The sequence below is a fragment of the Streptomyces sp. NPDC046859 genome, from assembly GCF_040645135.1.
In the GTDB taxonomy this organism is placed as follows: Bacteria; Actinomycetota; Actinomycetes; order Streptomycetales; family Streptomycetaceae; genus Streptomyces.
Map to the genome: position 1 here is coordinate 228066 of NZ_JBEYXR010000011.1, position 10163 is coordinate 238228.

At 69.7% G+C, this 10163-nt stretch carries 9 protein-coding genes; 7 read left to right on the forward strand and 2 right to left on the reverse strand.

The annotated features are described in order from the left end of the window. Positions 1-152 precede the first annotated feature (152 nt). Genes ABZ899_RS19055 through ABZ899_RS19070 form a run of 4 tightly spaced genes read left to right on the forward strand, consistent with a single transcriptional unit; the run spans position 153 to position 4997 of the window. Entirely contained in the window at positions 153-2372 is a 2220-nt protein-coding gene (locus tag ABZ899_RS19055) for a polyribonucleotide nucleotidyltransferase (RefSeq protein WP_361347226.1), read from the forward strand. After that, entirely contained in the window at positions 2369-3748 is a 1380-nt protein-coding gene (locus ABZ899_RS19060) for a pitrilysin family protein (protein ID WP_361347228.1), read from the forward strand. Before ABZ899_RS19055 ends, ABZ899_RS19060 begins: the two co-directional genes overlap by 4 nt. Before the next feature lie 28 nt (positions 3749-3776). Next, positions 3777-4529, forward strand: coding sequence for a 4-hydroxy-tetrahydrodipicolinate reductase (gene dapB, locus ABZ899_RS19065; protein ID WP_361347230.1), 753 nt, complete (start codon positions 3777-3779; stop codon positions 4527-4529). 15 nt (positions 4530-4544) lie between these two features. Beyond that, positions 4545-4997, forward strand: coding sequence for a hypothetical protein (locus ABZ899_RS19070; protein ID WP_361347233.1), 453 nt, complete (start codon positions 4545-4547; stop codon positions 4995-4997). 59 nt (positions 4998-5056) lie between these two features. Here the strand turns inward: ABZ899_RS19070 and ABZ899_RS19075 are convergent, their stop codons facing one another. Together ABZ899_RS19075 and ABZ899_RS19080 are read right to left on the reverse strand one after the other, a co-directional pair. Continuing rightward, positions 5057-5611: a hypothetical protein gene (locus tag ABZ899_RS19075; RefSeq protein WP_361347236.1), complete on the reverse strand. Its 555-nt coding sequence runs from the start codon at positions 5609-5611 to the stop codon at positions 5057-5059. A 90-nt stretch (positions 5612-5701) separates the two neighbouring features. After that, on the reverse strand, positions 5702-5938 hold the full coding sequence (locus tag ABZ899_RS19080; protein WP_361347238.1) for a hypothetical protein: 237 nt from the start codon (positions 5936-5938) through the stop codon (positions 5702-5704). A 200-nt stretch (positions 5939-6138) separates the two neighbouring features. Here ABZ899_RS19080 and thyX point away from each other — a divergent pair, with 200 nt between their 5' ends. The 3 genes from thyX to ABZ899_RS19095 all read left to right on the forward strand — a co-directional run bounded on the left by thyX (position 6139) and on the right by ABZ899_RS19095 (position 9830). Next, entirely contained in the window at positions 6139-6879 is a 741-nt protein-coding gene (gene thyX / locus ABZ899_RS19085; RefSeq protein ID WP_361347241.1) for an FAD-dependent thymidylate synthase, read from the forward strand. Positions 6880-7092: 213 nt separating this feature from the next. Then, positions 7093-7992, forward strand: coding sequence for a 4-hydroxy-tetrahydrodipicolinate synthase (dapA, locus tag ABZ899_RS19090; protein ID WP_361347243.1), 900 nt, complete (start codon positions 7093-7095; stop codon positions 7990-7992). 152 nt (positions 7993-8144) lie between these two features. After that, complete coding sequence (locus tag ABZ899_RS19095; RefSeq protein ID WP_361347246.1) at positions 8145-9830, forward strand: ribonuclease J; 1686 nt, start codon at positions 8145-8147, stop codon at positions 9828-9830. The last annotated feature ends 333 nt before the right edge of the window (positions 9831-10163 follow it).

The following is a 10163-nucleotide window of genomic DNA, read 5'->3' on the forward strand; positions in this document are numbered from 1 at the left end:
GCCGGTCCTCGGTAGTGGCCCCCGGGGGAAGCGATCCCCGGGTGCTTCGATCGAAGACCGGCCCGCACCGCACGGAGCGCTTCTCCGCCACCGTCCCCCTGCCACACGGGCAGTCGGCGGACGAAAGACGACAAGTAACGGAGAAAACGCTAGTGGAGAACGAGACCCACTACGCCGAGGCCGTCATCGACAACGGCTCCTTCGGCACCCGCACCATTCGCTTCGAGACGGGCCGCCTGGCCAAGCAGGCCGCCGGTTCCGCCGTGGCGTACCTGGACGACGACACCATGGTGCTGTCGGCCACCACCGCCTCCAAGAACCCCAAGGACCAGCTCGACTTCTTCCCCCTCACGGTGGACGTCGAGGAGCGGATGTACGCGGCCGGCAAGATCCCCGGCAGCTTCTTCCGCCGTGAGGGCCGTCCCTCCGAGGACGCCATCCTCACCTGCCGCCTGATCGACCGCCCGCTGCGCCCCTCCTTCAAGAAGGGCCTGCGCAACGAGATCCAGGTCGTCGCCACGATCATGGCGCTCAACCCCGACCACCTGTACGACGTCGTGGCGATCAACGCCGCGTCCGCGTCGACGCAGCTGGCCGGCCTGCCCTTCTCCGGCCCGATCGGCGGCGTCCGCGTCGCGCTGATCAACGGCCAGTGGGTCGCCTTCCCCACGCACACCGAGCTCGAGGACGCCGTCTTCGACATGGTCGTCGCGGGCCGCACCCTGGAGGACGGCGACGTCGCGATCATGATGGTCGAGGCCGAGGCCACCGAGAAGACCATCCAGCTGGTCAAGGGCGGCGCCGAGGCGCCGACCGAGGAGGTCGTCGCCGCCGGTCTCGAGGCCGCGAAGCCCTTCATCAAGGTCCTCTGCAAGGCCCAGGCCGACCTCGCCGCGAAGGCCGCCAAGCCGACCGCCGAGTTCCCGATCTTCCTGGACTACCAGGACGACGTCCTCGAGGCCCTCGCCGCCGCCGTGAAGCCGGAGCTCGCCTCCGCGCTGACCATCCCCGGCAAGCAGGAGCGCGAGGCCGAGCTGGACCGCGTCAAGGCGCTCGCCGCCGAGAAGCTCCTCCCGGAGTTCGAGGGCCGCGAGAAGGAGATCTCCGCCGCGTACCGCGCCCTGACCAAGCAGCTCGTCCGCGAGCGCGTGATCAAGGAGAAGAAGCGTATCGACGGCCGTGGTCTCACGGACATCCGTACGCTCGCCGCCGAGGTCGAGGCCATCCCGCGCGTGCACGGCTCCGCGGTGTTCGAGCGTGGCGAGACCCAGATCCTGGGCGTCACCACCCTCAACATGCTCCGCATGGAGCAGCAGCTGGACACCCTCTCCCCGGTGACCCGCAAGCGCTACATGCACAACTACAACTTCCCGCCGTACTCCACCGGTGAGACCGGCCGCGTCGGCTCCCCGAAGCGCCGCGAGATCGGCCACGGCGCCCTCGCCGAGCGCGCCCTCGTGCCGGTCCTGCCGACCCGCGAGGAGTTCCCCTACGCGATCCGCCAGGTCTCCGAGGCGCTGAGCTCCAACGGCTCGACGTCCATGGGCTCGGTCTGCGCCTCCACCATGTCCCTGCTGAACGCCGGTGTGCCGCTGAAGGCCCCCGTCGCCGGTATCGCCATGGGCCTGATCTCCCAGGAGATCGAGGGCGAGACGCACTACGTCACCCTCACCGACATCCTCGGTGCGGAGGACGCCTTCGGCGACATGGACTTCAAGGTCGCCGGCACCAAGGAGTTCGTGACCGCCCTCCAGCTCGACACCAAGCTGGACGGCATCCCGGCCTCCGTCCTGGCCGCCGCCCTGAAGCAGGCCCGTGACGCCCGCCTCCACATCCTCGACGTGATGATGGAAGCGATCGACACGCCGGACGAGATGTCCCCGAACGCGCCGCGGATCATCACCGTGAAGATCCCGGTCGACAAGATCGGCGAGGTCATCGGCCCCAAGGGCAAGATGATCAACCAGATCCAGGAGGACACCGGCGCCGAGATCACGATCGAGGACGACGGCACCATCTACATCGGTGCCGCCGACGGCCCGGCCGCCGAGGCCGCCCGCGCCACGATCAACGGCATCGCCAACCCGACCATGCCGGAGGTCGGCGAGCGCTACCTGGGCACCGTCGTGAAGACGACGACCTTCGGCGCGTTCGTCTCGCTGCTGCCCGGCAAGGACGGTCTGCTGCACATCTCGCAGATCCGCAAGCTCGCCGGCGGCAAGCGCGTGGAGAACGTCGAGGACGTCCTCGGCGTGGGCCAGAAGGTCCAGGTCGAGATCGCCGAGATCGACTCCCGCGGCAAGCTCTCCCTCGTCCCCGTGATCGAGGGCGAAGAGGACTCCGCCGACCAGAAGGACGACGCCGACAAGTGACGTCGATCAGCTCCACGGCGACGGCCCGCACCTCCTCGGAGGCGCGGGCCGTCGCCCGTACCCAAACCCTGATCAAGGGCCGGAACGGCATCGGCACGGTCCGCAAGACGACCCTCCCCGGTGGTCTGCGCATCGTCACCGAGACCCTGCCCTCGGTCCGCTCGGCGACCTTCGGCATCTGGGCCCACGTCGGCTCCCGGGACGAGACGCCCGCGCTGAACGGCGCCACGCACTACCTGGAACACCTGCTGTTCAAGGGCACGGCCCGCAGGTCCGCCCTGGACATCTCCGCCGCGGTCGACGCGGTGGGCGGCGAGATGAACGCCTTCACGGCGAAGGAGTACACGTGCTACTACGCGCGCGTGCTCGACACCGACCTGCCGCTCGCCATCGACGTCGTCTGCGACATGCTGACCGGCTCGCTGATCCGCGAGGAGGACGTCGACGTCGAGCGCGGCGCCATCCTCGAGGAGATCGCCATGACCGAGGACGACCCGGGCGACTGCGTGCACGACCTGTTCGCGCACACCATGTTCGGCGACAACCCCCTCGGCCGTCCCGTCCTCGGCACCGTCGACACCGTCAACGCGCTCACCGCGGATCGTGTCCGCCGCTTCTACAAGAAGCACTACGACCCGACGCACCTGGTCGTGGCCGCCGCGGGTAACGTCGACCACCAGAAGGTCGTCCGGCAGGTCCGTGCGGCGTTCGAGAAGGCGGGCGCCTTCAAGGACCCGGCGGCCGTCCCCGTCGCCCCGCGCGACGGACGGCGCACCATCCGGGCGGCCGGCCGCGTCGATCTGATCGGCCGCAAGACCGAGCAGGCGCACGTCGTCCTCGGCATGCCCGGCCTGGCCCGCACCGACGAGTGCCGCTGGGCGCTCGGCGTCCTCAACACCGCCCTGGGCGGCGGCATGTCCTCCCGTCTCTTCCAGGAGGTCCGCGAGAAGCGCGGCCTGGCCTACAGCGTGTACTCGTACACCTCCGGCTTCGCCGACTGCGGCCTGTTCGGGGTGTACGCGGGCTGCCGTCCCTCGCAGGTCCACGACGTGCTGAAGATCTGCCGGGACGAGCTCGACCAGGTCGCCGAGCACGGCCTGTCCGACGACGAGATCGACCGCGCCATCGGCCAGCTCCGCGGCTCCACGGTCCTCGGCCTGGAGGACACCGGCGCGCTGATGAACCGTATCGGCAAGAGCGAGCTGTGCTGGGGCGAGCAGATGTCCGTCGACGACATGCTGTCCCACATCGCGGCCGTGACCCCCGACGACGTGCGCGCGGTCGCCCGCGACATCCTGGGCGCACGACCCTCGCTGTCGGTCATCGGCCCGCTCAAGGACAAGCAGGCGGCCCGGCTGCACGACGCCGTCGCCTGACCATCCCCGGTTGAAGGAAGCACAAGAGATGAGCAAGCTGCGCGTGGCGGTCCTCGGCGCCAAGGGCCGGATCGGCTCCGAGGCGGTACGGGCGGTCGAGGCCGCCGAGGACATGGAGCTGGTCGCCGCCCTGAGCCGGGGCGACAAGCTGGAGACCCTGGCGGAGACGGGCGCCCAGGTGGCCGTCGAACTGACCACGCCGGACTCGGTGATGGCCAACCTCGAGTACTGCGTCGGCCATGGCATCCACGCCGTCGTCGGGACGACCGGCTGGACCGACGACCGCCTCGCGCAGCTCCGCGGCTGGCTCGACGCCTCCCCGAAGACGGGTGTGCTCATCGCGCCGAACTTCTCCATCGGCGCCGTCCTGACGATGAAGTTCGCGCAGCTCGCCGCGCCCTACTTCGAGTCCGTCGAGGTCGTCGAACTGCACCACCCGAAGAAGGTCGACGCCCCCTCCGGCACCGCCACCCGCACCGCCCAGCTCATCGCCGAGGCGCGCCGGGCGGCGGGCACGGCACCGGCGCCGGACGCCACGGAGACCGCCCTGGAGGGCGCCCGCGGCGCCAGCGTCGACGGGGTGCCGGTCCACGCGGTCCGGCTGCGCGGCCTGCTCGCCCACCAGGAGGTACTCCTCGGCGGCGAGGGCGAGATTCTCACCGTCCGGCACGACTCCCTGCACCACAGCAGCTTCATGCCGGGCATCCTGCTCGGCGCGCGGCGGGTGGTGACCACTCCGGGCCTGACCTTCGGCCTGGAGCACTTCCTCGACCTGAGCTGACACGAGACCCCACTGATGCGCGCGAAGATCTCCTACGCCGTGACGGCCGCCGTCCTGGTCGTCTACTTCGTCCTGGTCGGCAGCCGGGGCGTCATGCTCATCCAGTCCGGCACCGTCCTCACGGTCACCTTCGGTGTGGCCGTGCTGATCCTGCCGGTCATCGGCGTGTGGTTCCTGTGGAAGAACACCCAGTTCGTCCGCCGGGCCAACGCGCTGGCCGCCCAGCTCGACGCCGAGGGCGGCCTGCCCCGCGACGAGCTGCGGCGCACTCCCAGCGGCCGTATCGACCGCGACTCCGCCGACGAGGTCTTCGCCCGGCGCAAGGCGGAGACCGAGGCCGCGCCCGACGACTGGCGCAGCTGGTTCCGCCTGGCCGTCGCCTACCACGACGCCCGTGACACCCCGCGGGCCCGCAAGGCCATGCAGCGCGCCATCGCCCTGCACGACGGTCGGACCGCCGACGTCTGACCCGTACGCGTGAGGGGCCGGCCCACCACCGTGGACCGGCCCCTCACGCGTACTCCGGCTCAGCCGCGCGCGTTCTCCGCGGCCCACGCCTCGACGGCGTCGGTGGCCCGGTCGAACGCGACGGGACGGGCGAGGAAGTCCGCGCTGTGCGTGGTCATCAGCACGGGCATGTCGTCCGCTCCACGGCCCTGGCGTACGAGCAGCAGCGCCTGCCCCTGCACGGTCCGGGGCAGCCCCAGCCAGCGCACCGGCTGCTGCACCGTCCGCACGGCGGCGACCTGCTGCCAGGGCACCGTACGGGTGGCGAGGAACCGGACGTGACGCAGTCCCCGGGAGCTCACCCACACGCCGATGCGCAGCATGCGCAGCGCCCCGGCGATGACGACCAGCGCGACGCCGAACACGGAGGCGGCCGCGGCCAGGGTGCCGGTCAGCGCGATGATGACCGCGGCGAACAGCACGTAGGAGGCGAGCAGCAGCCACAGCGCGGCCGCGCCCACCCGCCACGGCCCGGGACGGTAGGGCCGCCGCCAGCGTTCGTGGTCGTCGTAGGGCAGCGCGACGTCGTCGGCTGCCTCGAACGCGCGGTCGGCCGTCAGGAAGGGCAGGGGCACGGCTGGTCCTCACTCAATCCATGCATGGGCTGTGCCCGGTGAGGCTACCGAGCCGGATGACCACTCACCACCCTTGGGGGTCCGAAGGGGTCAGCGCCCGTCGGACGCCTGCGACTGCTGGGTGCCGTCGCCGGTGTCGGTCGACAGGGCAGGCGTACCGATCACCAGCGAGCCGACGAGACCGGCGACGAGGGTGAGACCGAGCAGCGCGCGCCCGGCCAGCTGCCCGAGGGAGGCCCGCTCACGGGGCGGGGGAGTGACATTGCTGCGGAACCGGTCGGCCTCGGCGACGAAGGCGAAGGGAACGGACTCGCGCCGGCGGAGCATCGGGAGGTCGTCTCCTCTCGGGGGCGAAGGGGGTGAACGTCATGAGGACAGACGGACGAACGCCCCAATTGGTGCCCGCTTTCACCGAATTCACAGAAATTCGCCGACGTATGTCGTGACCCGGCACCGATCGCCCCGTTGTCAGAGCCGGCCCGTAGAGTGGGCGCCGCCCGAAGACGTGATGGAAGGACTCCCCAGCCGTGACCGACACCCCCGCCGCCGACGTCAAACCCAGCTTCCGCAGCGATGTCACCGTGGAGCTGGTCAAGCACAGCGCGGCCGACTCCGACGTGCTGTGGGCCGCCCGTGTCTCCACCGCCGGAGAGCAGTCCCTGGACGAGCTGAAGAAGGACCCGGAGCGCTCCAGGGGCCTGATCAACTACCTGATGCGGGACCGGCACGGCAGCCCCTTCGAGCACAACTCGATGACCTTCTTCATCAGCGCCCCGATCTTCGTCTTCCGCGAGTTCATGCGGCACCGCGTGGGCTGGTCGTACAACGAGGAGAGCGGCCGCTACCGGGAGCTCCAGCCCGTCTTCTACGTCCCGGACGAGTCCCGCAAGCTCGTGCAGGAGGGCCGCCCCGGCAAGTACGTCTTCGTGGAGGGCACCCAGGCCCAGCAGGAGCTCGTCGGCCGCGTCATGGAGGACTCCTACCGGCAGGCGTACGAGGCGTACCAGGAGATGCTCGCCGCCGGGGTGGCACGCGAGGTCGCCCGCGCGGTCCTCCCGGTCGGCCTGTTCTCCTCGATGTACGCCACGTGCAACGCCCGCTCGCTGATGCACTTCCTCGGCCTGCGCACCCAGCACGAGCTGGCCAAGGTCCCGTCCTTCCCGCAGCGCGAGATCGAGATGGTGGGCGAGCGCATGGAGGCGGAGTGGGCCAAGCTCATGCCCCTCACGTACGCGGCCTTCAACGCGAACGGCCGGCTGGCGCCGTGACCCGACCGCCCCGGGGCGGTCGGTGCGGCAGCGCGGCGTCAGCCTCGCGAGGTGTCCGTATTGCGGCATTTAGAGAAGTTCATCTAGCCTGATCAAACGGACCCGGCACTGCTTGAACCCCCGAGCAGGCAGTGCCGGGCTCCTTATTTGTCCGGACTTTGCCGCACCCCCCGAGGGAAGACCCGGCCGTGCACAACGAGTAGCGTGTATCCCATGGCTCCGACCTCGACTCCGCAGACCCCCTTCGGGCGGGTCCTCACCGCCATGATCACGCCCTTCACGGCGGACGGCGTACTCGATCTCGACGGCGCGCAGCGGCTCGCCACGCACCTGGTGGACGCAGGCAATGACGGCCTGGTCATCAACGGCACCACCGGCGAGTCCCCCACCACCAGCAACGCGGAGAAGAAGGACCTCGTACGCGCCGTGCTGGAGGCCGTCGGCGACCGGGCGCACGTGGTGGCCGGAGTCGGCACCAACGACACCCGGCACAGCCTGGAGCTCGCCGACGACGCGGAGCAGGTGGGCGCACACGGCCTGCTGGTCGTCACGCCGTACTACAACAAGCCCCCGCAGGAGGGCCTGTACCAGCACTTCAAGGCCATCGCCGACAGCGCCGGCCTGCCCGTCATGCTCTATGACATCCCCGGCCGCAGCGGCGTCCCGATCAGCACCGAGACGATCGTCCGGCTCGCGGAGCACCCGCGCATCGTGGCCAACAAGGACGCCAAGGGCGACCTCGGCCGTGCCAGCTGGACCATCGCCCGCTCCGGGCTCGCCTGGTACTCCGGCGACGACATGCTGAACCTGCCCCTGCTCTCCGTGGGCGCGGTCGGCTTCGTCTCCGTCGTCGGCCATGTCGTCACCCCGGACCTGCGCGCGCTCATCGAGGCGTACACCTCCGGTGACGTCCAGAAGGCCACCGAGATCCACCAGAAGCTGCTCCCGGTCTACACCGGCATGTTCCGCACCCAGGGCGTCATGACCACCAAGGCGGCGCTCGCCCTCCAGGGGCTGCCCGCGGGACCGCTGCGCGCCCCCATGGTGGAGTGCTCTCCCGAGGAGATCGAGCAGCTCAAGATCGATCTTGCTGCCGGCGGGGTACAGCTCTGAGCACAGACTTCGCGCGCTCGCCGCGCACCTGACTTCACAACTGAATAAGCAGGCCACCGGTGCCTGCACCCCACAACGACAACTGCTTCTGCACGAACGTCATGCGCGCCACGTGCCAACCGGTACGTGGCGCGTGTGGTGAGGAGAGTCTTTTGAGTCATCCGCATCCTGAACTGGCCCCGCCCCCGCCGCTCCCCGAAGGCGGACTACGGGTCACCCCGCTCGGCGGCCTCGGCGAGATCGGCCGGAACATGACCGTCTTCGAGTACGGCGGCCGCCTGCTGATCGTCGACTGCGGAGTGCTCTTCCCCGAGGAGGAGCAGCCCGGAATCGACCTGATCCTGCCGGACTTCTCGTCCATCAGGGACCGCCTCGACGACATCGAGGGCATCGTCCTCACCCACGGTCACGAGGACCACATCGGCGGTGTCCCCTTCCTGCTGCGCGAGAAGCCGGACATCCCGCTGATCGGCTCCAAGCTGACCCTGGCCCTCATCGAGGCCAAGCTCCAGGAGCACCGCATCCGCCCGTACACCCTCGAGGTGTCCGAGGGGAACCGCGAGCGCATCGGCCCCTTCGACTGCGAGTTCGTCGCGGTCAACCACTCCATCCCGGACGCCCTCGCCGTGGCCATCCGCACCCCCGCGGGCATGGTGGTCCACACGGGCGACTTCAAGATGGACCAGCTCCCGCTGGACAACCGCCTGACCGACCTGCACGCCTTCGCACGTCTGAGCGAAGAGGGCATCGACCTTCTCCTCTCCGACTCCACGAACGCGGAAGTGCCGGGCTTCACCCCGCACGAGCGGGACATCTCCAACGTCCTGCGCCAGGTCTTCGCCGGCGCCCGCAAGCGCGTGATCGTGGCCAGCTTCGCCAGCCACGTCCACCGCATCCAGCAGGTCCTGGACGCGGCCCACGAGTACGGCCGCCGGGTCGCCTTCGTCGGCCGCTCGATGGTCCGCAACATGGGCATCGCACGCGACCTCGGCTACCTCAAGGTCCCGCCGGGCCTGGTCGTGGACGTCAAGACGCTCGACGACCTGCCGGACAGCGAGGTGGTCCTGGTCTGTACGGGCTCCCAGGGCGAGCCGATGGCCGCCTTGTCCCGGATGGCCAACCGCGACCACCAGATCCGCATCGTCCAGGGCGACACCGTGATCCTGGCGTCGTCGCTCATCCCCGGCAACGAGAACGCGGTCTACCGCGTGATCAACGGCCTGACCCGCTGGGGCGCCAACGTCGTCCACAAGGGCAACGCCAAGGTCCACGTCTCGGGCCACGCCTCGGCCGGCGAGCTGCTGTACTTCTACAACATCTGCCGCCCGAAGAATCTGATGCCGGTCCACGGCGAATGGCGCCACCTGCGTGCCAACGCCGAGCTGGGCGCCCTGACGGGCGTCCCGCACGACCGCATCGTCATCGCCGAGGACGGCGTCGTCGTCGACCTCGTCGAGGGCAAGGCCAAGATCGCGGGCAAGGTCCAGGCCGGATACGTCTACGTCGACGGCCTCTCGGTCGGCGACGTGGGCGAGCCGGCCCTGAAGGACCGCAAGATCCTCGGCGACGAGGGCATCATCTCGGTCTTCGTGGTGGTGGACTCCTCCACCGGCAAGATCACGGGAGGCCCGCACATCCAGGCCCGCGGCTCCGGCATCGAGGACTCCGCCTTCGCGGACGTCATCCCGAGGATCACCGAGACGCTGGAACGCTCGGCCCAGGACGGCGTGGTCGAACCGCACCAGCTCCAGCAACTGGTGCGCCGGACCCTCGGCAAGTGGGTCTCGGACAACTACCGGCGCCGGCCGATGATCCTGCCGGTGGTCGTGGAGGTCTGACGACCCGCCGGCCCACGGCCGCCTGACTCAGGAGCGGGGCGCCTCGATTTGCATCGGGGCGCCCCGCTCCAGTAGGTTTACGGCTCCGCCCGAGGGGAACCCGGCCACTTCATGTGCCCGGACCGGCCCCGCAGGGGGCGGGAAATCCGACTCAGAACTTCTGATAAAGTCGGAACCGCCGGAAAGGGAAACGCGGAAGCGGGAACCTGGAAAGCGCCGAGGAAATCGGGTCGGAAAGATCTGATAGAGTCGGAAACGCAAGACCGAAGGGAAGCGCCCGGAGGAAAGCCCGAGAGGGTGAGTACAAAGGAAGCGTCCGTTCCTTGAGAACTC